The organism is Ramlibacter sp., assembly GCF_028292805.1.
Taxonomy (GTDB): Bacteria; Pseudomonadota; Gammaproteobacteria; order Burkholderiales; family Burkholderiaceae_C; genus Ramlibacter.
On sequence record NZ_JAQGLS010000307.1, the window covers coordinates 1 to 21,505 of the forward strand.

General features: G+C 68.6%; 25 protein-coding genes and 2 pseudogenes. 14 read left to right on the forward strand and 13 right to left on the reverse strand.

Going from position 1 to position 21,505, the window contains the following annotated elements:
• The 4 genes from JWP65_RS18645 to JWP65_RS18660 all read left to right on the forward strand — a co-directional run.
• On the forward strand, nt 1-909 hold a 909-nt coding region (locus tag JWP65_RS18645), incomplete at its 5' end, for an efflux RND transporter permease subunit (protein WP_299766455.1).
• 19 nt (nt 910-928) lie between these two features.
• Nucleotides 929-1,618, forward strand: coding sequence for a protein-L-isoaspartate O-methyltransferase (locus JWP65_RS18650; protein WP_299766457.1), 690 nt, complete (start codon nt 929-931; stop codon nt 1,616-1,618).
• 11 nt (nt 1,619-1,629) lie between these two features.
• Complete coding sequence (locus tag JWP65_RS18655; RefSeq protein ID WP_299766459.1) at nt 1,630-1,965, forward strand: rhodanese-like domain-containing protein; 336 nt, start codon at nt 1,630-1,632, stop codon at nt 1,963-1,965.
• 49 nt (nt 1,966-2,014) lie between these two features.
• Nucleotides 2,015-3,346: a TolC family outer membrane protein gene (locus tag JWP65_RS18660; RefSeq protein ID WP_299766461.1), complete on the forward strand. Its 1,332-nt coding sequence runs from the start codon at nt 2,015-2,017 to the stop codon at nt 3,344-3,346.
• Between the two features lie 39 nt (nt 3,347-3,385).
• On the opposite strand, the gene JWP65_RS18665 is transcribed toward JWP65_RS18660, so the two are convergent.
• Genes JWP65_RS18665 through JWP65_RS18675 form a run of 3 tightly spaced genes read right to left on the reverse strand, consistent with a single transcriptional unit; the run spans nt 3,386 to nt 7,004 of the window.
• Nucleotides 3,386-4,603 carry a 3-deoxy-D-manno-octulosonic acid transferase gene (locus JWP65_RS18665; RefSeq protein ID WP_299766503.1) on the reverse strand — a complete coding sequence of 406 codons (1,218 nt, stop codon included), beginning with the start codon at nt 4,601-4,603 and terminating at the stop codon, nt 3,386-3,388.
• A 26-nt stretch (nt 4,604-4,629) separates the two neighbouring features.
• Nucleotides 4,630-5,625: a lipopolysaccharide heptosyltransferase I gene (gene waaC / locus JWP65_RS18670; protein ID WP_299766463.1), complete on the reverse strand. Its 996-nt coding sequence runs from the start codon at nt 5,623-5,625 to the stop codon at nt 4,630-4,632.
• Nucleotides 5,622-7,004 carry a phosphomannomutase/phosphoglucomutase gene (locus tag JWP65_RS18675; protein WP_299766465.1) on the reverse strand — a complete coding sequence of 461 codons (1,383 nt, stop codon included), beginning with the start codon at nt 7,002-7,004 and terminating at the stop codon, nt 5,622-5,624. The genes waaC and JWP65_RS18675 overlap by 4 nt, the downstream gene beginning before the upstream one ends.
• Before the next feature lie 112 nt (nt 7,005-7,116).
• On the opposite strand from JWP65_RS18675, the gene JWP65_RS18680 reads away from it, so the two are divergent.
• The 3 genes from JWP65_RS18680 to JWP65_RS18690 are packed head-to-tail and all read left to right on the forward strand — an operon-like array spanning nt 7,117 to nt 10,054.
• A complete protein-coding gene (locus tag JWP65_RS18680; RefSeq protein ID WP_299766467.1) occupies nt 7,117-8,625 on the forward strand; it encodes a DNA-3-methyladenine glycosylase 2 family protein in 1,509 nt (502 codons plus the stop codon).
• A gap of 2 nt (nt 8,626-8,627) precedes the next feature.
• A complete protein-coding gene (locus JWP65_RS18685; protein ID WP_299766469.1) occupies nt 8,628-9,131 on the forward strand; it encodes a methylated-DNA--[protein]-cysteine S-methyltransferase in 504 nt (167 codons plus the stop codon).
• Nucleotides 9,132-9,154: 23 nt separating this feature from the next.
• Nucleotides 9,155-10,054 carry a DMT family transporter gene (locus JWP65_RS18690; RefSeq protein WP_299766471.1) on the forward strand — a complete coding sequence of 300 codons (900 nt, stop codon included), beginning with the start codon at nt 9,155-9,157 and terminating at the stop codon, nt 10,052-10,054.
• On the opposite strand, the gene JWP65_RS18695 is transcribed toward JWP65_RS18690, so the two are convergent.
• Nucleotides 10,051-10,422, reverse strand: a complete 372-nt coding sequence (locus JWP65_RS18695) for a hypothetical protein (protein ID WP_299766473.1) — start codon at nt 10,420-10,422, stop codon at nt 10,051-10,053. The genes JWP65_RS18690 and JWP65_RS18695 overlap by 4 nt on opposite strands.
• A gap of 99 nt (nt 10,423-10,521) precedes the next feature.
• Here JWP65_RS18695 and JWP65_RS18700 point away from each other — a divergent pair, with 99 nt between their 5' ends.
• On the forward strand, nt 10,522-11,277 hold the full coding sequence (locus JWP65_RS18700; protein WP_299766475.1) for a hypothetical protein: 756 nt from the start codon (nt 10,522-10,524) through the stop codon (nt 11,275-11,277).
• Between the two features lie 12 nt (nt 11,278-11,289).
• On the opposite strand, the gene JWP65_RS18705 is transcribed toward JWP65_RS18700, so the two are convergent.
• The 4 genes from JWP65_RS18705 to JWP65_RS18720 all read right to left on the reverse strand — a co-directional run bounded on the left by JWP65_RS18705 (nt 11,290) and on the right by JWP65_RS18720 (nt 12,259).
• Nucleotides 11,290-11,439 carry a hypothetical protein gene (locus JWP65_RS18705; protein ID WP_299766477.1) on the reverse strand — a complete coding sequence of 50 codons (150 nt, stop codon included), beginning with the start codon at nt 11,437-11,439 and terminating at the stop codon, nt 11,290-11,292.
• Nucleotides 11,436-11,606, reverse strand: a complete 171-nt coding sequence (locus JWP65_RS18710) for a hypothetical protein (protein WP_299766479.1) — start codon at nt 11,604-11,606, stop codon at nt 11,436-11,438. The genes JWP65_RS18705 and JWP65_RS18710 overlap by 4 nt, the downstream gene beginning before the upstream one ends.
• 20 nt (nt 11,607-11,626) lie before the next feature.
• Nucleotides 11,627-11,896, reverse strand: coding sequence for a hypothetical protein (locus tag JWP65_RS18715; protein ID WP_299766481.1), 270 nt, complete (start codon nt 11,894-11,896; stop codon nt 11,627-11,629).
• 87 nt (nt 11,897-11,983) lie between these two features.
• On the reverse strand, nt 11,984-12,259 hold the full coding sequence (locus JWP65_RS18720) for a hypothetical protein (protein ID WP_299766483.1): 276 nt from the start codon (nt 12,257-12,259) through the stop codon (nt 11,984-11,986).
• 231 nt (nt 12,260-12,490) lie between these two features.
• Between JWP65_RS18720 and JWP65_RS18725 the strand changes: the two genes are divergently transcribed.
• Nucleotides 12,491-13,255 carry a UPF0149 family protein gene (locus tag JWP65_RS18725; protein WP_299766485.1) on the forward strand — a complete coding sequence of 255 codons (765 nt, stop codon included), beginning with the start codon at nt 12,491-12,493 and terminating at the stop codon, nt 13,253-13,255.
• 18 nt (nt 13,256-13,273) lie between these two features.
• Here JWP65_RS18725 and JWP65_RS18730 read toward each other — a convergent pair whose 3' ends face one another.
• Nucleotides 13,274-13,780 carry a methyltransferase domain-containing protein gene (locus JWP65_RS18730; RefSeq protein ID WP_299766487.1) on the reverse strand — a complete coding sequence of 169 codons (507 nt, stop codon included), beginning with the start codon at nt 13,778-13,780 and terminating at the stop codon, nt 13,274-13,276.
• 145 nt (nt 13,781-13,925) lie between these two features.
• On the opposite strand from JWP65_RS18730, the gene JWP65_RS18735 reads away from it, so the two are divergent.
• Nucleotides 13,926-14,294: a hypothetical protein gene (locus JWP65_RS18735; RefSeq protein ID WP_299766489.1), complete on the forward strand. Its 369-nt coding sequence runs from the start codon at nt 13,926-13,928 to the stop codon at nt 14,292-14,294.
• A 22-nt stretch (nt 14,295-14,316) separates the two neighbouring features.
• Here the strand turns inward: JWP65_RS18735 and JWP65_RS18740 are convergent, their stop codons facing one another.
• On the reverse strand, nt 14,317-15,309 hold the full coding sequence (locus JWP65_RS18740; protein ID WP_299766491.1) for a hypothetical protein: 993 nt from the start codon (nt 15,307-15,309) through the stop codon (nt 14,317-14,319).
• A gap of 182 nt (nt 15,310-15,491) precedes the next feature.
• On the opposite strand from JWP65_RS18740, the gene JWP65_RS18745 reads away from it, so the two are divergent.
• The 4 genes from JWP65_RS18745 to JWP65_RS18760 all read left to right on the forward strand — a co-directional run bounded on the left by JWP65_RS18745 (nt 15,492) and on the right by JWP65_RS18760 (nt 19,769).
• Nucleotides 15,492-17,765, forward strand: a complete 2,274-nt coding sequence (locus JWP65_RS18745; RefSeq protein ID WP_299766493.1) for a YcaO-like family protein — start codon at nt 15,492-15,494, stop codon at nt 17,763-17,765.
• An 11-nt stretch (nt 17,766-17,776) separates the two neighbouring features.
• Entirely contained in the window at nt 17,777-17,971 is a 195-nt protein-coding gene (locus JWP65_RS18750) for a hypothetical protein (protein ID WP_299766495.1), read from the forward strand.
• Nucleotides 17,972-18,048: 77 nt separating this feature from the next.
• Nucleotides 18,049-19,305 (forward strand): radical SAM protein, encoded by a 1,257-nt coding sequence (locus tag JWP65_RS18755; protein WP_299766497.1) that lies wholly within the window; start codon nt 18,049-18,051, stop codon nt 19,303-19,305.
• Complete coding sequence (locus JWP65_RS18760) at nt 19,302-19,769, forward strand: GNAT family N-acetyltransferase (protein ID WP_299766499.1); 468 nt, start codon at nt 19,302-19,304, stop codon at nt 19,767-19,769. The genes JWP65_RS18755 and JWP65_RS18760 overlap by 4 nt, the downstream gene beginning before the upstream one ends.
• Here JWP65_RS18760 and JWP65_RS18765 read toward each other — a convergent pair.
• The 3 genes and pseudogenes from JWP65_RS18765 to JWP65_RS18775 all read right to left on the reverse strand — a co-directional run.
• Nucleotides 19,748-20,119, reverse strand: a pseudogene (locus JWP65_RS18765) (hypothetical protein); the annotation flags it as partial. The gene JWP65_RS18760 and the pseudogene JWP65_RS18765 overlap by 22 nt on opposite strands.
• A 152-nt stretch (nt 20,120-20,271) precedes the next feature.
• A complete protein-coding gene (locus JWP65_RS18770) occupies nt 20,272-21,255 on the reverse strand; it encodes a tripartite tricarboxylate transporter substrate binding protein (protein WP_299766501.1) in 984 nt (327 codons plus the stop codon).
• Nucleotides 21,252-21,505: pseudogene (locus tag JWP65_RS18775) on the reverse strand (dihydrodipicolinate synthase family protein); the annotation flags it as partial. The gene JWP65_RS18770 and the pseudogene JWP65_RS18775, both read right to left, overlap by 4 nt.

A 21,505-nucleotide genomic window follows, 5' to 3' on the forward strand; every position in this document is an offset into this window, starting at 1 on the left:
GACGACCAGACCTACGACGTCAACGTGCGGCTGGCGCCTGACGCCCGCACCGCCTTGCAGGACCTGGAGCGGCTGCCGTTCGCCACCGGCAGCAGTGCCGACGGCAGCACGCGGACCGTGCGCCTGAACCAGGTGGCGGCGATCACCGAAGGCACCGGTCCCAACCAGATCAACCGGCGCGACCTGACGCGCGAGGTGGCCATCAACGCCAATGCGCACGGGCGCGCCGCCGGCGAAGTCTCGGCCGACATCCGCAAGCGGCTCGACGCGATTGCGATGCCGCCCGGCTACCGCTACCAGTTCGGCGGCTCGACCAAGAACATGCAGGAGTCGTTCGGCTACGCAGTCTCGGCGCTGGCCATGGCGGTGATCTTCATCTACATGATCCTGGCCAGCCAGTTCAAGAGCTTCCTGCAGCCGCTGGCGCTGATGACGGCGCTGCCGCTGACGCTGATCGGCGTGGTGCTGGCGCTGCTGATGTTCAATTCGGCGCTGTCGATCTTCTCGGTGATCGGCATCGTGATGCTGATGGGCCTGGTGACCAAGAACGCCATCCTGCTGGTCGATTTCGCGATCCGCATGCGCGAGCAAGGCATGGCCCGCAGCGAGGCGCTGCTGCTGGCCGCCCGGGTGCGGCTGCGGCCGATCCTGATGACCACGCTGGCCATGATCTTCGGCATGGTGCCGCTGGCCTTCGCCCTGACCGAAGGCTCGGAACAGCGCGCGCCGATGGGCCAGGCGGTGATCGGCGGGGTCATCACCTCCTCGCTCCTGACCCTGGTGGTGGTGCCGGTCGTGTACTGCTACCTGGACGACCTGGCCCAGTGGCTGCGCCGTGGCCGGCCGCGTCTTCCGGGGGGCGCCGGGGGCCAACCCGTGGCTGCTTCTAAAATGGATGGTTTGTCCTGATGCCCGGAGAAAGTCCCCGATGAACGCCCCTGTCGACCTCGAGCGCGCCCGCTTCAACATGATCGAGCAGCAGATCCGGCCCTGGGATGTGCTCGACCTGGACATCCTGGCGCTGCTGCACAAGGTGCCGCGCGAGCAATTCGTGCCGCCGGCCCACCAGGCGCTGGCCTTCGTCGACATGCAGATCCCGCTGCTGGCCGACACCGAGCAGGCGATGGCTACCGGCCGCTGCATGCTCGAGCCCAAGGTGGAAGCCCGCATGCTGCATGACCTGAAGGTGCGGCCGCACGAGAAGGTGCTGGAAGTCGGCGCCGGCTCCGGCTACATGGCCGCCTTGCTGGCTGGCCGTGCCCAGCGCGTGATCTCGCTGGAGATCGAGCCGGCGCTGGCGCAGATGGCCCGGGCCAACCTGCAGCGCGCCGGCATCCACAACGCGCAAGTGCGCGAAGGCGACGGCGCGCGCGGCCTGGCCGCCGAAGGCCCGTTCGACGTGATCGTGCTGAGCGGCTCGGTGGCCGAGGTGCCGGCCGTGCTGCTGGCACAGCTGAAGGTCGGCGGCCGCCTGGGCGCGGTGGTCGGCGGCCAGCCGGTGATGCGGGCCACCTTCATCACCCGCACCGGCGAGGCGAACTACACGACCAAACAGCCGTGGGACACCGTGGCTGCGCGCCTGGACCACTTCCCGGAGCCTTCGCGCTTCAACTTCTGAAAGCCCTGCCCATGATCACCCAGGTGCGCCCGTCCCAACTGAATGCCTGGCTGCAGCAGCAGCCGGCCGACCCCGTCGTGCTGGACGTGCGCGAGCCGTGGGAGCTGCAAACGGCCAGCGTGGAAGCTGACGGCTTTGCGCTGCTGGCGATTCCCATGAACGATATTCCGGCTCGGCTGGCCGAAGTGCCGCGCGACCGGCCGCTGGCCGTGTTGTGCCACCACGGCGGCCGCAGCCAGCGGGTGGCGCAGTTCCTGGAGCAACAGGGCTACACCGACGTGGCGAATATCACCGGCGGTATCGACGTCTGGGCCCAGGAGCGCGATCCCTCGGTCCCGCGCTACTGATCGAGCCGATACTGGGCGACAGAACAAGCAGAAACTCGAAGGACGGACGATGAAAGTGTTGCGGCTTCTCCCCCTCTCGGCGGCCATCGCCATGGCCTTGGCCGGCACCGCCCGCGCCGAGGGGCTGCTGGAGCTTTACGAAGCCGCCCGCGCCCACGACGCCACCTGGCAGGGCGCCAAGGCGCAGTACGACGCCAACATCGCCCGCGCCGCGCAGGCCAGGGCCGGCATCCTGCCGCAGGCCGGCCTGTCGGCGGGCCTGACGCGCAGCAACTACGAGAACGACACGCCGCCGCCGGCCGTGGCCGACCGCAGCTTCACCACGCAGCAGGCGACGCTGAGCGCCTCGCAGCCGCTCTGGCGGCCGGCCAACTGGGCGACCTGGCGCCAGGGCCAGCGCCAGGCGCAAGGGGCGCAATTCCAGCTGGTGGCCGCCAGCCAGGATCTGATCATCCGCGTCAGCCAGGCCTACTTCGACGTGCTGGCGGCGCAGGACACGCTGGCCTTCGTGCGGGCACAGAAGACGGCGGTGGCCGAGCAGCTCGCCTCGGCCCGCCGCAACTTCGAGGTGGGCACCTCCACCATCACCGACAGCCGCGAAGCCCAGGCCCGCTACGACCTGGTGCTGGCCCAGGAAATCGCCGCCGACAACGACCTGCGCGTGAAACGGCTGGCGCTGGACACGCTGGTCGGCAAGACCAACACCCAGCCGAACCCGGTGGCCTCGCCGCTGAGCGTGCCGCCGCCGCAGCCGGCCGATCCGGAAGCCTGGGTGGCGGCCTCGGAGGCGGCCAATCCGGCCGTGCAGCAGGCCAGGACGGCGGTGGAGATCGCCGAACTGGAAACGACCAAGGCCAAGGCCGGGCACCAGCCGACGGTGGACCTGACGGCCAGCTACAACCTGACCCGCAACGTCGGCGGCACCGCCGGCTCGGCCCTGGAGACACGGCCCAGGAACGGCAACATCGGCGTGGCCCTGAACCTGCCGCTGTTCTCCGGCTTCGCCACCCAGAACCGCATCCGCGAGACGCTGTCGCTGCAAGAGCGGGCCCGCTCGGACCTGGAAGCGACCCGGCGCAACGTGGCGCAGGCCGTGCGCACCGCTTACTTCGGCGTGGTGTCGGGCCAGGGCCAGGTGCGGGCGCTGGAAGCGGCCGAAGCCTCCAGCCAGAGCGCGCTGGACGCCAACCGCCTGGGCTACCAGGTGGGCGTGCGCATCAACATCGACGTGCTGAACGCCCAGAGCCAGCTGTTTCAGACCAAGCGCGACCTGGCGCAAGCCCGCTACAACGTGCTGCTGGGGCACCTGCGGCTGCGGCAGGCGAATGGGACGCTGCAGCCGGAAGATCTGGACCGGCTGAATACGCTGCTGGGACGTTGACCACGGCTGCCGGGTGACGGCAAGGCCGGGCGATCCAGCTCACCGCGCCAGCAACGCCAGCACGGCCGCGCAAGTCTTGCTGGTCGCGCCCCGATGCGCATCGGCAAAACTTTCAGCGGCGGCCACGGCCTTGGCCCGCGCCGGCGCATCGTTCACCAGCGCGAGCGCCATGCGCACCCCCTGCGCCATCGTGGCCGCCCGCAGCGCAGCGCCGGCTTCCAGCGCCAGCTCGGCGACCTCGCTGAAGTTGAAGGTGTGTGGCCCCATCACGACCGGGCAGCCGCAGGCGGCCGCTTCGATCAGGTTCTGGCCGCCCAGTGGCGCAAAGCTGCCGCCCAGCAAGGCCGCATCGGCCAACCCGTAGTACAGCGCCATCTCGCCCAGCGAATCGCCCAGCCACAGGTCGGCCGGTTGCGGCCGGTCCCGCCACTGGCCGCGGCGCGCGACGTTCAAGCCGGCCTGCTGCGCCAGCTGCGCCACGGCGTCGAAGCGTTGCGGATGGCGCGGCACCAGCAGCCACTGCACGCTGCGGTCGCCCGCGACGGCCTGCAGGAACTCGGCCTCCTCGCCTTCGCGCGAGCTGGCGAACATCACCACCGGCCGCTGCTGCACGGCGTGCCAGGCGCGGCCTTGCGCCAGCTGCGCCAGCTCGGGCGCGGCGTCGAACTTGAGGTTGCCGAACACGCCTTGCACGGTGGCGCCGGCCTGCGCCAGCCGGCGCGCATCGGCTTCGGTTTGCGCCCAGACGGCAGCCAGCGCGGCATAGGCGGGACGCGACAGGCTGGCCAGCCGCCGGGCGTTGGCCAGCGACTTGTCGCTCAGGCGGGCATTGGCCAGCGCCAGCGGCACGCCGCGGGCGCGGCAGGCAGCCGCCATGTTGGGCCAAACCTCGGTTTCCATCAGGATGCCGGCGGCCGGCACGAAGTGGTTCAAAAAGCGCTCGACGGCGCCTGGCGTGTCCCACGGCAGCCAGGCTTGGGCGTCGCCCTCCCGCAGCAGGCGGGCGCCCTCGGTGCGGCCGGTCGCCGTTCCGTGCGTCAGCAGCAGCCGCAGCCCGGGCTGCGCCGCCCGCAAGGCATCGACCAGGATCGCGGCGGCCCGCGTCTCGCCCAGCGAAACGGCATGGATCCACAAGCGGCCCGGCTCGGTGCTGCCGTGGAAGCGGCCGAAGCGCTCTTCCACGTGATCGAGATAGCCGGGTTCGGCGATGCCGCGGCCGCGCAGCTTGCGGCGCAGCAGCGGCTGCGCCGCGGCCATGGCCAGGGAATAAAGGAAGCGCACGGTCAGGCTGGGATGCGCGCGGGCCGCCGGCCCCAGCAGGCGCGCCAGGCAGCGGTGACCTCGGCCACCGTCGGCGCCGCAGCGCCGCCGACAGCGCACTGGTGCGGCTGGCCGACGGGCCCGGCCCGCCAGGCCCGCGGCTGGCTGAAAATCTCCACCACGGGAAGGTTGAGGGCCACGGCCATATGCGCGATGCCGGAGTCTACGCCGACCAGTCCGCTCGTTCCCCGCATCGCGTCGAGCAGCGCGGCCAGCTTCATGCGCGGCAACACGCGGGCCCGCGGGCCGATGTCGGCGGCCAGCTGGCGGGCAAAACGCTCTTCGCTGTCGCTGGCCTGCGGCACCAGCAGCGCGAAGCCGTCGGCAGCCAGCGCGCGGCCGAACTCCGCCCAGGCCGCAGCCGGCCATTCGTTGTCGGCGCGGCTCGTGCCGTGCGCCAGCACCACCTGCGGCGGAACCGCCGGCACGGCCAGCAGCCAGGGATAGGTGGGTGATGTTTGCTCGAAACCGGGCGCGTCGTAGCCGAGCGCGCGCGCCGCCAGCAAGCGCGTGCGGGCGACGGCGTGGATGCGGCCCGGCATGGGCACCATCCGCTGCAGCAGCAGGCGCACCGGCCATTCGTAGCTGCACAGTTCGCTCTTGTTGCCGTAGGTGGCGCTGAAGCCGCCGGGCGCCAGCCGCGCCTGGCGGGCGACCCAGGCCGACTTCATCAGGCCCTGGAAATCGATGACGGCGTCGTACGGTTGTTGCCGCAATTGCTCGCGGGCCGTCCGCCATTCGGCCCGCGTTGCCATTGCGAAGCGCGACTTGCGCCAGCGCCGCTGAGCCACCGGGATCACACTGGCAATGCCGGGGGTGGTGCGCAGCAGGTCGGCAAAAGCCTCTTCCACCACCCAGTCGACGATGGCGCCGGGAAAGCGCGCGTGAAGGTCGTGGAGAACGGGAAGCGTCTGGACGACGTCACCCAGGGAAGACAGCTTGACGACCAGGATCCTCAATGCGCCGCCTCGGCGATCATCGCGTCCGGCTTCACGCGCCGCAGCAGCTCCAGCATCGTGGACTCGATGCGGTGCATTGCGTCCTGGGTGTGGCCTTCGAAGCGCAGCACCAGCACCGGCGTCGTGTTCGACGAGCGCAGCAGGCCGAAGCCGTCCGGCCAGTCGACCCGCAGGCCGTCGATGGTCGAGACCTGCGCGTCCGGGAAGTTGGCCAGTTTCACCACCTCGGCGACGACGCGCGGCGGCTCGCCCTCCTCGCACTTCACGTTCAGTTCGGGCGTCGAGAAGCTGGTGGGCAGCGCATCGAGCACGGCGCTCGGGTCGGGGTGGCGCGACAGGATCTCCAGCAAGCGGCAACCGGCGTAGGTACCGTCGTCGAAGCCGTACCAGCGCTCCTTGAAGAAGATGTGGCCGCTCATCTCGCCACCCAGAGGTGAGTTCACTTCGCGCATCTTCGCCTTGATCAGCGAGTGGCCGGTCTTGTACATCATCGGCGTGCCGCCGGCCTGCTCGATGGCCGGGGCCAGCCGCTGCGTGCACTTGACGTCAAACAGGATGGGCGCGCCGGGCACGCGCGAGAGCACGTCCTGGGCGAACAGCATCATCTGGCGATCCGGATAGATGTTGTTGCCGCCGCGGGTGATGATGCCCAGGCGGTCGCCGTCGCCGTCGAAGGCCAGGCCGAGGTCGGCGCCGGTCTTCTTCAGTTCGGCCATCAGGTCGCGCAGATTCTCCGGCTTGCTCGGGTCGGGGTGGTGGTTGGGGAAGTTGCCGTCCACCTCGCTGAACAGCTCGATCACTTCGCAGCCGATGGCGCGGAAGATCTGCGGCGCAGAGGCGCCAGCGACGCCGTTGCCGGAGTCGACGACGATCTTCAGCGGCCGGGCCAGCTTGATGTCGCCGACGATGCGGTCGCGGTAGGCGGCGAACAGGTCGACGTTGCGGACCGTGCCGGGCTGCGGCGCGGTGGCGGCGCCGCCGCTTTCGATCAGCCGGCGCAGCGCCTGGATCTCCTCGCCGAAGATGGCACGGCCGGCCATCACCATCTTGCAGCCGTTGTAGTCCTTGGGGTTGTGGCTGCCCGTCACCTGGATGCCGCTGCTGCACAGCGTGCTGGCGGCGAAGTAGAGCATCGGGGTGGTGACCATGCCGACGTCGATCACGTCGACGCCGCTGGCGACGAGGCCCTTGACCAGGGCGGCGACGAGCGAGGGACCGCTCAGCCGCCCGTCGCGGCCCACGGCCACCGTCTGCTCTCCCTCGCCGCGGGCGATGGCGCCGAAGGCGCGGCCCAGGGCCTCGGCCACTTCCTCGTTCAGAGCGCCAGGGACGATGCCGCGGACGTCGTAAGCCTTGAAGATGCTGGGGTTGAGCTGCATGGAATGGCCTGCCGGAAGGTTGTTGGGTGTCCGCCGATTCTAGGGCGCGGGCCCCGGAGAACATGTCCGGAAACGGCCAGTCTGGCGCCGCCCCGCCCGTATCATGCCTGCCATGAGCTTCGCCGAGCCGCCGCTGCACCCGGACGCCTGCTACCTGGCGCTGAAGACCCGCGACGCCCGCTTCGACGGCTCCTTCTTCACCGGCGTGACGAGCACCGGCATCTACTGCCGCCCGGTCTGCAAGGTGCGGGCGCCGCGGCGCGAGAACTGCCGCTTCTTCGCCCATGCGGCGCAAGCCGAAGGGGCGGGCTTTCGGCCTTGCCTGCGCTGCCGCCCGGAGCTGGCCCCGTATGCGCTGCGCTGGTCGGTCCAGGACGCCGGCGCCGTGCTGGCCCAGCAGGCGGCGCGGCTGCTCGACGAGCCGGATGCGTGGAACGGGCAGCCGCCCTCGGTCGAGCAACTGGCGGCCCGGCTCGGCGTCAGCGACCGCCACCTGCGCCGCATCTTCGAGGCGCAGCTGGGCGTCTCGCCCATGCAGTACCTGCAGACGCGCCGGCTGCTGGCGGCCAAGCAACTGCTGGCCGACACCGGCCTGCCGATCACGCAGGTGGCGCTGGCCAGCGGTTTTTCCAGCCTGCGCCGCTTCAATGCCGCCTTCCTGCAGCACTACGGCCTCAGCCCCAGCGGCTTGCGGCGAGCCGGCGTGCCGCGCGAACTGGGCTCCGAAGTGCGGCTGGGCTACCGGCCGCCCTACGACGCCGTCGCCATGCTGGATTTCTTTCGGACCCGGGCCATCGTCGGCATGGAGTTCGTTGAGGCCACCAAGCTGGGCCGTACGTTGGCGCTGGACGTCGGCGGCCAGCGCTGGCAAGGCTGGCTGGTGATCGAATTCGACCAAGCGCACAGCCAGCTGGTATTGCGCGTGGGCGAGTCGCTGTGGGCGGCGCTGCCGCTGCTGATCCGCCGCGTGCGGTCGGCGTTCGACCTCGATGCCGAGCCCCAGGCCATCAACGCGCGTCTGCACGGCAGCTTTCCGCTGGGCGACGGGCTGCGGGTGCCGGGGTCGCTCAGCGGCTACGAGCTGGCGGTCCGGGCCGTGCTGGGCCAGCAGATCACGGTGGCGGCCGGGCGCACGCTGGCCCAGCGGCTGGTCCAGCGCTTCGGCACACCGGTCGAAACGCCGTACCCGCAGCTGAACCAGCTGTTTCCGGCGCCCGAGGCGCTGGCGACCGCCGCAGGCGATGCGCTCGGCCAGCTGGGCATCGTGCGCCAGCGGCAAGCCGCCATCGTCGGCATCGCCCGCGCCGTGGCCCAGGGCCGGGTGCAACTGCATGCGGGCGCCGACGTGCAGGCGACCATCGCCGCGCTGAAGGAACTGCCCGGCATCGGCGACTGGACGGCGCAGTACATCGCCATGCGGGCGCTGCGCTGGCCCGATGCCTTTCCGGCCGGCGACGTCGCGTTGCACAAGGCGATGGGCCTGCGCGAAAGCCGCCAGCCGGCCCGCGCAGCCGAAGCGGCGGCGCAGGCCTGGAAGCCATGGCGCAGCTACGCCGTGATCCGGGCCTGGAGTTCGCTGGCGCCGCGTGCCCTCCCCCTCGAGCCTGTTGCCGGAGCCTGACCATGAAGACCGCATCCGTTGCCACGCTGACCTGCCGGCGTTTCGAAAGCCCGCTGGGCCCCATGCTGCTGGCCGCCAGCGACCGCGGCCTGGCCGGCGTCTGGTTTCGCGGCCAGCGCCACGGGCCGGCAGTTCCGCCGGGGCCGGAGGCGGCCGACCATCCCGTCCTGGACCAGGCGGTGGCGCAGCTGACCGCCTACTTCGCCGGCGAACGCAGCGACTTCGCATTGCCGCTGGACCTGGCGCTGGGCACGCCGTTCCAGCAAAGCGTCTGGCAGCAACTGCTGGCGATCCCGTCCGGGCAGACCACCAGCTATGCCGAACTAGGGCGGCGCCTGGGCCGGCCGACGGCGGCGCGGGCGGTGGGCGCCGCCGTCGGCCGCAATCCGGTCAGCATCGTGGTGCCGTGCCACCGGGTGGTCGGCACGGCCGGCGCCCTCACTGGCTACGCCGGCGGCATCGAGCGCAAGACGGCGCTGCTGCGGCTGGAAGGCGCCTTGGCGTGAACGCGGCCACAATCTGACGCTCCATGCCCATCGCCTCGATCATCGACTTCGCCCTGCTTGCCGCCATCTGGGGCTCGTCTTTCCTCTTCACGCGCTACGCGGTGGTGGAGTTCGGCTTCGTGGCAACAGCGGCGATGCGGGTCGTCATCGCGACCGCGTTCCTGCTTCCGCTGATGCTGCTGCGTGGGTTGGGCCCGCAGTTCCGCCAGCACTGGAAGGCGGTCTGCCTGATCGGCATGCTGAACTCGGGCCTGCCGTTCCTGCTGTTCGCCTTCGCGCTGCTCTCCATCACGACCGGCCTGTCGTCCATCCTCAATGCCACGGTGCCGCTGTTCGGCGCACTGGTGGCGTGGGCCTGGCTCAAGGACCGGCCGACCGGCTCGCGCCTGCTCGGGCTGGTGGTCGGCTTCACCGGGGTGGCGATGCTGGCCTGGGACAAGGCCAGCTTCAAGCCCGGTGCGTCCGGCATCGCGCCGGCCTGGGCCGTCATCGCCTGCCTGGTGGCGACGGTTTGCTATGCCTTCGCCGCCAGCGCCACCAAGCGCTGGCTGACCGGCGTGCCGGCGCTGGTGAACGCCACCGGCAGCCAGCTGGGCGCGACCCACGGGTTGGCGCTGCCGGCGCTGTGGTTCCGCCCGGCAACGCTGCCGGGCACGCAGGCCTGGGTATCGGTGGCGATCCTCGGTGTGCTGTGCACCGGGCTGGCGTACATCCTGTACTTTCGCCTGATCGCCCAGGCCGGGCCGGCCCGCGCGCTGGCGGTGACCTTCGTGGTGCCGGTGTTCGCGATCCTGTACGGCGCGCTGTTCCTGGGCGAGCAGGTCACGCCGTGGATGGTGGCTTGCGGGGTGGTGATCGTCTGCGGCACGGCGCTGTCGACCGGGTTGCTGCGCCTGCCGTCCTTGCGGCGCAGCAGGGCCTAGAACCGCGGCAGGTCGGTCAGGCGGCGCCCGGGCCGGTCGTCGGCCAGGGCCAGCGTCTCGACACCTTCGGGCAGCACGTCGACCATCACTTCCGAGCCCAGTTGCAGTGTGCCGCGCTCGGTCCGGAACAGGATCACGACGGTGTCGCCCTCGACCAGCCGGTCGACCACTTCGACCATGCGGGTCGGCGCCGGGCGCAGGTCCCAGTGCTCCAGGCTCGGGTCTATCATTCCCATCATCACCTCCGAGACCTGCCCGGCCTCGAGCCGCACGGCGGTGATGCCGTAGACCACCGTGGGAAGAGGTGCGCCCAGCAGCGCCGCGTGCGGCGCGCCAGGGCGCCAGGACTCCATGCATTTCTCGACCATGCAGCACATTGTGGGCACCCACTCATTGCCCACGATAAGCAGAACACGCTTGACGGCGTGGGAGCGTGCCTACCACGCCGTACACTCGTGGCCTCTCCCATGCAGTCCCCAGACCCGCCTGCCGCCACCGGGCCCGCCGCGCTGACCAAAGCGCATGCCCGCCGCCTGCGCGACACCTACCGCTCGGCCGGCTGGCCGTGCCAGGACGCGCTGGAGATCGACCTGCTGGCCGCCGGCCTGCTGGAGCGCCTGCGCACCGACACCGGCCACGAAACCTTGCGCGTGACCGACGCCGGCCTGCAATGGCTGTCGGTGGTGCTGGCGCGCAATCGCGCGGCGCTGTCGGCGCACGAGGCACTGGTGGAACAGGTGGCGCGCGAGATGGGGCGGGCCGGCCGGCTGGCCTGGCGCGGGCTCAGCCTGCGGGCGCAGGTGCCCACCGGCGACGCCGCCAGGCCGCTGCGCTGGTGCATCGCCCGCCCGGACGTGTTCTCGATCCGGCACACCTCGGTGCAAGCCTACGTCGAGCCCATCGTCCACGAGATCAAGGTGCGCCGCTCCGACCTGCTGGCCGACCTGCGGCAGGAGGCCAAGCTCGGCGCCTACCGCGACCTGGGCGAATGCTGGTACGTGCTGGGGGCGGACGCCCGCGGCAAGCCCGTGGGAGAGCCCGAGGAAGTGCCCGGCGACTGCGGCGTGATGCTGGTGCAGCAAGGTCGGCTGGTGGTCGCCAGGACAGCGCAGCGGCCACCGCGCGCCCCGCTGCCGTTCGGTGTCTGGATGGCGCTGGCCAAGGCCACGCCAGTGGCCGGCGCGGACGACGACACGCAAGGCTTGCTCGAGCCGCAAGGGTAGGCGGCCGGCCCGTCAGGCCTGCTTGGGGTGCTCCGACTTGCCCTGCTCGGGGCCCTTGACGCGGCCCTTCTCGGGATCCACAGGGGCCGGCGTGGGCTCGGGGTTGGCGGGCTTCGGGGCTTCGGTCGGCGCCGGCGGCGGGCTCGGGGCGCTGGCGTTCACTCGCGCTCCGGCGGGTGGCTGCGTTCCGGCTGGCCCGGCGACGAAGCCGGCCGGTCCGCCGGGCCGCCGTCGTCGCTGGGGATGTCGTCCTCGATCCAGAAATCCGGCTCCTCGCGGTCGAGGTTGGGGGTGGGCGGCGTGGCGCCGGCGGGAGTGGACTGGGCCATGGGGCTCCTCGAATCAAGGATCAGAGATGGGGACGTTTGACGCCCGGGTCTTCCGGCTCGGCCGGCGGCAGCATCGGGCCGAACTCGGGCTCGATCGGCAACTGCGTCGGGTTCGGGGTGCCGTCCTCGCCGTCGGGCGACATCGGCTCCGGTTCGACCGGATGGGTGGGCGTGGAGTGTGCGTGCATGGTGTTTCGGTGGCACCGCGGCGGCGGCGAAAAGCCGTCGCCAAGGCGCTTGGGCGGCGCAGCGCCGTTGTGGAGGCTGGGATCGATGTCGGTGAGGATCATGGCGGGCCTTCTTGTGCAGCAAGGGTGCGAGGATGGCGCCATGGGGTCTTCGGAAGGGGCGCCGAACGGCTGTCGGCCGCTGGCCCGTCAGTCGTTGTCCTCGGCCTGGCGCTGCAGTTCGCGCCGGAGCACCGAGCTGGGCTCGTGGGTGAACGGCAGCCGCGGCAGGCCGATCAAGGCCTGCAAACGGGCGTGGGCCCGGTCCATGTCGGCGCCGACCATGGCCAGGCCGACCTCGTTGCCCGGTTCCCTGCGCGTGATCTCGAGATAAGCGCTGCGCAGCCGCTGGTAGTCACCATCGGCTCGCGAGACCTCCTCTTGCAGGGCCAGGACCTGGGCGTATTCGCTGCGGCTGTAGCGCATGGCTGGGCTCCTCGCGCCGGTGCTCCTGCGCTCGGGCTCTTGCGGGTGCGCCCGTGCGGATGGTCCGGTGCTGCTTTTGCTCATGCAGTCATCCTAGGAAACATCGCACACGAATGCTGTAGGAGAAGGCAGACGGCGCAGCATGGCAAGGCCCGGCGGGCCAACTAGTTGGCATTCGTCGGCACCGCGCGCAGCGAGGATAATCGCCCTCCCACTCCCGGAACCCAAGCCTTGACGCCAGCCCCCGCGACCACCGCCCCGCTCACCCCGGATGACTTCGACGCCCTCGACGCCGAGCTCGACCTGCTGCGCGAGCGCAGCGAGGAAATCCCGCAATGGGAGTTCTGCGAAGGCTTCCTGGCGGCCCTGGTCTCCATGCGGCGCGCGGTGCCGGCCGAGGAGTACTGGCCGGTGCTGCTGGGCGACGATTTCAAGCCCATGGAGCACATGGAATTCGTCTGGCGCTGGCGCCGGCGCTGGGAGGAAATCGCCACCGCGCTCGACGCGCCAGTGGAGGATGTGGACGACGAGCGCACCTACCATCCCGAGGCGCTCGACACACGCGGCGCCATGCTGGCGCTGCCTCCGGACGAACGCGGCGAAGCGGACCTGGCGCAGATGCCGTCCTATGGCCAGGTCTGGGCGCTGGGGTTCATGTACGCGGTGGAAAGCTGGCCCGAAGACTGGGAGCCGCCGCGCGATGCCGATGCGGCGGACATGCTCGACTCGGCCTTGCAGGACATCGTGGCGCTGACGGAGGACGACACGGGCACGCCCACCATCTCGATGTGGGCCGAGGACGGCCCGCCCAGCGTCAGCGACGATCGGCTGGAGGTGTTCGCGGCGGCGATCTGGGCGACGTACGAACTGCGGCAGCTGTGGAAAAGCCTGGGCCCGAAGGTGGCGCCGATCCGCAAGGAATCGGAACCGGGCCGCAACGACCCCTGCCCTTGCGGCAGCGGCAAGAAATACAAGAAGTGCCACGGCGCCGGCTGACGCCGGCCGCCGCCAGCCTCACTTGACGACCGTCAGGTCGAACCGCAGCGTGCCGGCGCGGAAGATGAACGACCACTTGGCCTCCCACTGCGCCGGGCTCAGCTTGAAGATCAGGCGCCCGAGCAGCCCCATGGGACCGCCGCCGAACGACAGCTTGCGCTGCGTCACGCGAAAGCCGCCACCGGTGTAGTGCGACACACCGGTCTTCTCGAAGTGGTCCATCGAGAAATAGCTCAGGTGGTGGATGTGCGTGGGATCACGCCACGACGCGATGCTGGAGTAGTGCGGCGTGAAGATGGTAACGGTGGCGCCACTGGCGCAGACGCGGTTCACCTCGCGCATCAGCCGGGGGATGTCGGGCACGTGCTCGATGAAGTTGTCCATCCACACCTCGCTCACGCTGGCGTCGGCCAGCGGGATGGCCTCGGCCACGTTGGCGATGATGTCGACGGCGTCGCAGCCGAACATGTCGATGCCGACATGGCCGTCCTTGCGCTTGTTGCCACACCCCAGGTTGATCTTCATTCCGGCTCCGGCCGCGGCCCAAAAGGAAAAGGGCTGGCAGGACACGCTGCTAGCCCTCGGCAGGGTCGGATTATAGGGGCCGGCCCCCGCGGTAACGCGCCGGCCGCGGGGCGCATCCAGCGACGACAGCCCGAAGGAAATCCCCATGGACACCCAGCTTATGCTTCGCGCCGGCGTGGTCCTGCTGCTGGTCACGGGCCTGGGCGGCATGCTGGCCGCCGGCTTCCGCTTTTCCGGCCGGCCCCATCCGTCGAGCGTGATTGCGATGCTGCACGGCCTGCTGGCCGCCGGCCTGACACTGACCCCGTACGTCGCCTTCGTGCAAGGGTCGCGCAGTGGAGGCTGGCTGGGTTTGGTGCTGCTGGCGGCGGTGCTGGGCGGGCTGGTGCTGAACCTGGCCTACCACTGGAAGGGCTTCGAGCTGCCGGTGTGGCTGGTGCTGGTGCATGCCGTCGCGGTCGCCGCGCGGCTACGGTTGCTGGGGTTGTCGGTGTGGAACCAGACGCCGGCCTGAGCCAGCGATGTTCGCGAACTGGTCACGGAAACAGATCGGCGAACATCACGGAATAGCCTTCGGGCGGAAGCAACGAGTTGGTGTTCATCTCCAGCCACCAGATGCGCCCGCTGGCATCGAGCATTCCGTCGACGGAAATCAGCACGGGTAGCCTGGTGGTGCGCCTCAGCAACCCAGCCAAGGCTTGCCCCATCTCTTCCACCTGGCGGCCGCTCTGTTCGAGCAGTTCCTCCAGCTGGTTGTCTCCCGCGGAGACGATCTGGACATTGGGTGAATACTGCTGCCGATACCGGTAGTCGATCCAGAGCTCGCTGCCGTGCCCGAGCACCGTGCCGGGCGAAGCCCCCTGGAACTCCAGGCAGGCCGCCGCGACCGTGCACGCCCTGAAACCCTCCCAAGGCAGGCGCGCGGCGGACACCTTGCGCTCCAGCAGCACCTCCACCGTGCTGGTCCCGTCGCCGACGATTGTCGGATAGGAGTGGACGTGCGCGAAGAAGGGGCGCGCCCCCCAGAACCACACCTTCAGTATCTGTCCCTGGACAAACTCCTCGGCGAACATTGAACCGTGGGCGATGACATCGTGCTCGGGCACCCTTGGCCGCGCGCCGGCACGGTATGGCCCGAACAGCCCTTGGCCGAACGAACCGGAGCGCGCCTTCACCACGTAATCGTGCTGCCTGCACCCCTGCCCTGCGTCCAGCAGCGCGGGGCTCCGGATGTCACATTCGACAAGGAACTCCTTGAACTTTTGCTTGTCGGTCGAGTGGGAATGCGTGAACAGGTCATACGGCTTCCACCCACCGAAGCCGCGGACGTCGGGTGTCAGTTCCGTGAGGTGCACTGCCCGCCCCTGCACCGTCCCCTGAAACAACGGGTACATCCGGTAGTAGCGCCCCTTATGCTTGACCTCGAGGGTGAAGTCTTTCATGTCGACGAAGGCGTCGGCTCCGGCTTGCGCGGCCCACTCGCGTACCGCAGCGAAATGGTTGAAGGCGACATTGATGTACAGGTTCATTCCAGGTCACTGCGCATACGCTCTGTCCAGGGCTGCGGGGGTGCTTGAGCGAGGCTGCCCCGCGCAAATTTATCCAGACATTTCGCGCGCTGTTTAGCAGTAGCCCCGCGCGAGCGTCCGCTATTGCATGCCCATGCCGGAACTGCGCTAAGGTCTCGCAGCATCTCGGAGCTGCCTTCCGCATGATCAACCATCTGCCTTGTGCGCCTTCCGTGAAGCCGCCATCCACCCCCGTACCGTTCGGCCACTGGATTGTGGCTGGCGACAGGCTGGTTTGCACGCTTCCACGGAAGCAGGTCACGGTTCGCGCGCCGGGTCGGCTGCTTCGCGACATCGCGCGGGCGTGCGACGGCACGCAGACCTGGCCGCAAGTCCTCGATGCGCTCGGCAAGCGTTGGTGCCGTTCCACCCTCGAGCCGCTCATGCTCGCCTTGTGCGGCGAGCGCGTCCTGGTCGAATCGGGCCGGCTGTGGGCGCACTGGAGCGATATCGCCCAGCTTCCGCAACATGGCGGTGCCTGTGCGACGCCTGACGCAATCGCTGCTCTCTCCCGGTCGGCCGAAGATCGCATCCTGCCCGGGCTCGGCGTGTGGGACGACGGTTTGGCCACTGGCGATAACGCGCTCGCTCGGCTGCTGCAATCGCGCGAGAGCACCCGAACCTTCGGCGACCAGCCCATCACCGTGCAGGCGGTGTGCTCCATTCTGTGGGCTGCCCACGGAGTTGCGCGCGTGGCGGACGCGGATGCGATGCAATGGCATCGGACGGTCGCCTCCGGCGGCAACATGCACAGCACGCGCTGGTTCGTGGCGGTGCTGCGCGAGTTGCCTTCCACACGGCCCGGCACCCATGCCGCGGCGGCGGGCTTCTATGAGGCACGGTTCCATGCCGAGGGCGGCGCCTCCTTGCAGCTGGTGGCGGCAGATCCGTCGCCTGCCTGGAGCTGCCTGGCCGATCCCCGCGTGCTGCGCTACGCGTCGGCCTTGGTGCTGCCCGTCTGCGACGTGGCGGGGCCAGCGCGAAAGTACGGCAACCGGGCCACGCTCTTTGCGATGATGGAAGCCGGCCTCTGCCTGCAGAACGCACAGCTGATGGCTGCATCGCTGGGGACCGCCTGCATCATGCGCGGCGATACGGTCGGCAGTGCCGCAATCGCACTCGCGGGAGTGGATGAAGGCGACGGGCATTGGGTGTCCGTTCCCGGCCTGGTCGTGGGCTCGCCACCCTCCGCGGAGCAGAAGCGCCGGCAACCCGCCGAGTTTCAGTTGAGGGTTGCTCCCAATTTACAACTGCCAACCCGGGCGCAGATCGGATCGGGTCAGTTCGCCTTTGCGGCCGCGCCCGTGAACGGTGACCAGAGGCGATTGCTCGCCGGCAGTGGTCGGGCATACGACCCGCGGACAGCCATGAGCATTGCGGAAGCCGAAGCATGGGAGCGAGTGGGATGGTCGACTCCGGTCCATGCCATCCGGGCGCCCTTTGCCGAACTGCCCCAGGCACTCGATCCGCGGGAGTTGGTGGCCTTCAGCTCTCGTCAACACCGCTCCGCGAATTTTCCCTTTCCGCGCTTCGACCCGGCACGCACCTGCCTGTGGACACAAGCCGTCAACTCCGATACGGGAGCCGGGCGCGCGGTTCCACTGGAATGCGTTCATGCCCTGCACGCGCTGCCGGCGGCGTACCAGGCGACCGCGTGCGCGAGCTCCAGTACGTCGGGTGTCGCGGCCGGCACCTGCGTGGAGGACGCACTGATGCGCGCCACCCTCGAACTCGTCGAGCGAGACGCATTCTGTTGCGCATGGCTGTCCGGAACTGCCTTTCCGGGAATTGCACTGGAAACCTTGCCGGCTGCGTTGCGCCGCAGGATGCAAGCGCTGGCGTCTTGCGGCGCCCAGGCATCGGTGATCGACCTGAGCAATCCCTGGTCCGCTGTTGTCGCAGTCTTCCTCCAGTGCGCAGAAATGCCATTCACGGCGATTACCGCCGCGGCCGGCTTCGACGTGGAATCGACGCTGTCCAAGGCGATCTCCGAAGCAGAAGGCCGGCTGGCCTTCGTCCGGCAGTTCGCGGTTGGCGAAAACGGGTCTGACCCGATGCGGGACATCGAAAGGCACTACCGTCGCGCGCGCACGTACCAGCGCTCTGACTTCTTTCGGCCAACCACCAGCACCCGTCCCTTCGCTGCGGTGGGCCAAGACTCTGCGCAAGACTGGAATCAGACACAAGGCCGGTTGCGAGCCGACGGTTTCGATCTTCTGTGCGTTGATATCACCCCACCCGGGGCCAGCATCGAACAAGGCCGACAACCGTTGAAAGTAGTGCGCGCACTGGTGCCTGGCCTGGTCCCTATCTGGTTCCATCGTCACTTGCAGCCGCAGGGACTGAAGCGTTTTTCAAACGCCGCCAGGGTGCGCGGGGGGCGCCCTGACGGTCACTTCGTGCACCCCTTTACCTGAAGGAGAAAACAGTGCAGATCAAGCCAAAAACCCAGGCGACGACGCAGACCCGGAAGGCCTTCCAGTGGGGCATCTCCTCCACGAAGGTCAGTTTCATGCAGCCGGGCGAGGTCGAGGCGGCCCGCGACGGCACGGATTGTTCCAAGATCTCCCCGCTGCCGCAGCCCGGACGCAAGCCGTCGCAACTGGCCGAAGGCGCGAAGTGATGCCCGCGGCGGCGCATTCGGGCGCGCCGTCGCGTCCAACCTACGCCCTTCACTGTGTCGATGGCGAGGGAGGGGAAGTGACGCTTTTCTACTCGCCCCACGAAAGCACGCTTGTCGACGAAGAGGGCACCCCCCTCCTTCTCGACGTTGAAGCTGCAGACTACAAGCCGGCCGGCCGTGTTGCCCCTGGCGAGCCCGGGCGCAAGTCTGCAACTCCGCATGTGCTGAAGATCCAGCTGGGGATGCAATGCAACTACAGCTGCAGCTACTGCAACCAGGCGGCCCAGTCGGATGCGAGCACGGTCACGCGCACGGCAGACGCGGACGACTTCATCGCCGGGCTCGACCGCTGGCTCCATGCGCCGCCCCGGCGGATCGAGTTCTGGGGCGGAGAGCCGCTGTTGTACTTCGCCAAGCTGAAGCGCCTCGTGCCCGCCCTGCGAGCACGCTTTCCCTCTGCCGTTCTGTCCATGATCTCCAACGGCAGCCTTATCGACGGCGAAGTTCTGGACTTCATCGAGGAATACGACATCTTCGTGGCCGTCTCGCACGATGGTCCTGGCCAGCACCTGCGCGGACCTGACCCGTTTCTGGATCCGGTGCGCGCGCATTGGCTGCGGGAGTTCTGGCGCCGGCGGGGCGGCGCTGCAGCGCGAGCGGCCTTCCACTTCGTCCTGACGCCAAGAAATGCCGACATCGGCGAAACCCGTCAGTGGCTGGCCGATCGTATCGGTGACCCTTCCCTGAATGTCGACATGGAGGGGGTGGTCACGGTCTATGACCAGCAAACCCTTGGCGGACCCGGGAGCTGGAGTGATGCGGACTACGAACGCATGCGGGTGGGCGTGCGCAAGGCTTTCGCGGACGGCGACGCTCCAAAGGTGCGGGACCTTGCGTTTCGCGCGCAGGACTTCGTCGAATCCCTGCGCAACCTTCGCCCTTCCTCGTCGCTCGGCCAGAGATGCGGCATGGATGATCCGGACCACCTGGCTGTGGATCTCCAGGGCAATGTCATGACGTGCCAGAACACGGGCGCCAGAGGCAAGCACCGGATCGGCCACGCAGAGGCGATGCACGACGTCCAGCTGACCACCGCCACCCACTGGTCGCACCGGGAAAGCTGCAATCACTGCCCTGTGCTGCAACTGTGCAAGGGATCTTGCATGTATCTGCAGGACGACCTTTTCGCGCAGTCCTGCGAGAACGAATACCAGTTCAACCTGGCTGTGCTCGGCGCGACGCTCCACCAGCTGACCACGCTGACACTGAAGTCGATCAGCGGAGACATTCGGCGGCCGCAAAGACGCCGCGTCATCCCCCTGGTGGCGGCTTGAGCAATCTGGCATCGACCAGCGTCCGTCGCTGTGCCCCCGGCGACTTGGGGGCACTCGCGCGCCTGTTCGATGCGTATCGGCAGTTCAACGGAAAAGGGCTGGCACTCGAGGCCGGCCGCGATTTTCTCGAGCGGCGGCTCGCAACTGGCGAAGCCAGCGTCTTTGTGGCTGACGCAGAAAACTCCCGAGTGATCGGGTTCACCCTGCTCTACGCCACTTATTCATCCGTTTCGCTGGGCCGAGTCTTCATTGTCAACGACCTGTACGTAGCGGCACCCTTTCGGCGCAGAGGCGTCGGCTCTGCCCTGTTGCAAGCCGCCGCCGATCACGCGCGCCACGAAGGCGCGGTACGCCTGACGGCGAGCACCGCGATCGAGAACGTTCCGACGCAGATCCTGAATGAAGCGAACGGGTTCATCCGCGATCGCTCTTATCTGGTTTATCACATGCGCACGAACGGCTGAGCGGTTAGCCGGCACGCGCTTCTCGGACACGGCGTGGGGCGGGACGCGGCGCCACAGTGAATTGCCCCGGCTCCTTGGAGGCCGGTTGGTCTAAGTCGGACCTCCACCGAGGTGGCTGACTGGCGAGTTGCCGTAGTAGTTTGCTTCAGCCTCCGGCGGCGGGATGTAGCCGATGGTTTGAGCAAGCGATGGTGGTTAAACCAGGACACCCGTTCGAGCGTGACCAGTTCCACCGATTCCTTCGTCTTCCACGGCGCCCGGCGGTGAATCAGTTCGGCCTTGTACAGGCCGTTGATCGTCTCAGCCAGAGCGTTGTGGTAGGAGTCGCCCTTGCTGCCTGCAGATGGCTCGGATTGTTACTCCGCCGGTTTCCGTGTCGGATTGCGAGTCCGCGTTGTGAGTGGATGGAGCCGCTAGAAGCGTCGCTGGTAGCTTCAAGAATGGGATGGCGTCGGCGCTACCACGTGCGCGTCGTAGCGCGCCACCCGAGAAACGCGGGAGGCTACTGAGCCTTCAGTCCCAACTGCTTGATCACTGGACCCCATTTTCCTGAATCCGCCTTCAACAACGCTGTGAGTTGCTGCGGGGTCGAGGGGACAGGATCGTAGCCGTGACGGGCCTGCAGATCCTTTACCACCGCCGGATCGGTGAACACCTTGTTGACCTCGGCGTTCAGCCGCTCGAGGATCGGTGTTGGCGTCCCCGCCGGCGCATACAGGCCGAACCAAGTGCGCAGCTCAAGACCGGGAAACCCGAGTTCCCGCATGGTCGGCACCTGCGGCAGTTGCGAGTAGCGGTGAGCGCCCGAGGTTCCCAGCACGCGAATCGTTCCGCTTTCAACGTGCGGGACAAAGGGTGACAAGTCGGTCACCGCCAAGTCGATCTCGCCGCTCAGAAGGGCAGGCAGTATGGGGCCGGAGCCTTTGTACGGTACATCGACGATGTCCACACCGGCGGCCGACTTGAAGTACTCGCCGTACATCTTCGCGACGAGGAACGAATGGCCGTACGTGAGCTTGCCCGGATTGGCCTTCGCGTACTTCACCAGTTCCTGCATGTTGTTCGCGGCGAGCTTCTTGCCTGCCACCAGTCCAATGGACGTATAGGTCAGCTGAGAAATGGGAGCGAAGTCCTTTACCGGGTCGTACGGCAGCTTGGGGTACAGGTGCGGGTTCAGCGCCATCGTCGAGAAATGCGCCACCAGCAGGGTGTAGCCGTCCCGCGGCGCATTGGCCACGATCTCAGCGGCGATGATCGTGTCACCACCGGGCCGGTTGTCCACCAGGACCGGCTGGCCCAAGGCGTCGCGCAGCTTCAGGGCCAACAGGCGGACCATCGCGTCCGTACCGCCTCCCGGCGGAAATGGAATCACGATGCGGATCGGCCGGCCCGGGTAAGTCTGCGCCCTTGCCAGCGAACCTACTGCGGCGGCGGCAGTCCCGACAACGAGGCTGCGCCGGGACAGGCGGACGTCGGGCAAGCTCATGCCGTCCTCCCGATGCGGGTTTCCGCCTTGCTGATGACCTTGAGCCCGGCCGCTTGCAAGGCGTCGTGCAACATGTCAATCTCGGCCTGCCGCGGCACCGGTAGTGGTGAACGCATGTATGGCGTCGGGATCAGGCCGCGCAGCCAAGCCGCTGTCTTGTAGCGGATGTGGAGCCGACCGCGGTCGGTGAGCACGTCGTGCAGCTGCATCAGGCCACCGTCCCAGATGCGCGAGGCCTTCGCCACGTCGC

Coding starts and splice junctions, on each gene's coding strand:
- JWP65_RS18770 (WP_299766501.1), bottom strand. CDS start 21,255: ATGAGCTTGCCCGACGTCCGCCTGTCCCGGCGCAGCCTCGTTGTCGGG.
- JWP65_RS18720 (WP_299766483.1), bottom strand. CDS start 12,259: ATGCGCTACAGCCGCAGCGAATACGCCCAGGTCCTGGCCCTGCAAGAG.
- JWP65_RS18680 (WP_299766467.1), top strand. CDS start 7,117: ATGAGCTTCGCCGAGCCGCCGCTGCACCCGGACGCCTGCTACCTGGCG.
- JWP65_RS18700 (WP_299766475.1), top strand. CDS start 10,522: ATGCAGTCCCCAGACCCGCCTGCCGCCACCGGGCCCGCCGCGCTGACC.
- JWP65_RS18675 (WP_299766465.1), bottom strand. CDS start 7,004: ATGCAGCTCAACCCCAGCATCTTCAAGGCTTACGACGTCCGCGGCATC.
- JWP65_RS18710 (WP_299766479.1), bottom strand. CDS start 11,606: ATGGCCCAGTCCACTCCCGCCGGCGCCACGCCGCCCACCCCCAACCTC.
- JWP65_RS18685 (WP_299766469.1), top strand. CDS start 8,628: ATGAAGACCGCATCCGTTGCCACGCTGACCTGCCGGCGTTTCGAAAGC.
- JWP65_RS18690 (WP_299766471.1), top strand. CDS start 9,155: ATGCCCATCGCCTCGATCATCGACTTCGCCCTGCTTGCCGCCATCTGG.
- JWP65_RS18650 (WP_299766457.1), top strand. CDS start 929: ATGAACGCCCCTGTCGACCTCGAGCGCGCCCGCTTCAACATGATCGAG.
- JWP65_RS18735 (WP_299766489.1), top strand. CDS start 13,926: ATGGACACCCAGCTTATGCTTCGCGCCGGCGTGGTCCTGCTGCTGGTC.
- JWP65_RS18655 (WP_299766459.1), top strand. CDS start 1,630: ATGATCACCCAGGTGCGCCCGTCCCAACTGAATGCCTGGCTGCAGCAG.
- JWP65_RS18660 (WP_299766461.1), top strand. CDS start 2,015: ATGAAAGTGTTGCGGCTTCTCCCCCTCTCGGCGGCCATCGCCATGGCC.
- JWP65_RS18730 (WP_299766487.1), bottom strand. CDS start 13,780: ATGAAGATCAACCTGGGGTGTGGCAACAAGCGCAAGGACGGCCATGTC.
- JWP65_RS18740 (WP_299766491.1), bottom strand. CDS start 15,309: ATGAACCTGTACATCAATGTCGCCTTCAACCATTTCGCTGCGGTACGC.
- JWP65_RS18715 (WP_299766481.1), bottom strand. CDS start 11,896: ATGATCCTCACCGACATCGATCCCAGCCTCCACAACGGCGCTGCGCCG.
- JWP65_RS18665 (WP_299766503.1), bottom strand. CDS start 4,603: ATGGCCGCGGCGCAGCCGCTGCTGCGCCGCAAGCTGCGCGGCCGCGGC.
- JWP65_RS18745 (WP_299766493.1), top strand. CDS start 15,492: ATGATCAACCATCTGCCTTGTGCGCCTTCCGTGAAGCCGCCATCCACC.
- JWP65_RS18695 (WP_299766473.1), bottom strand. CDS start 10,422: ATGGTCGAGAAATGCATGGAGTCCTGGCGCCCTGGCGCGCCGCACGCG.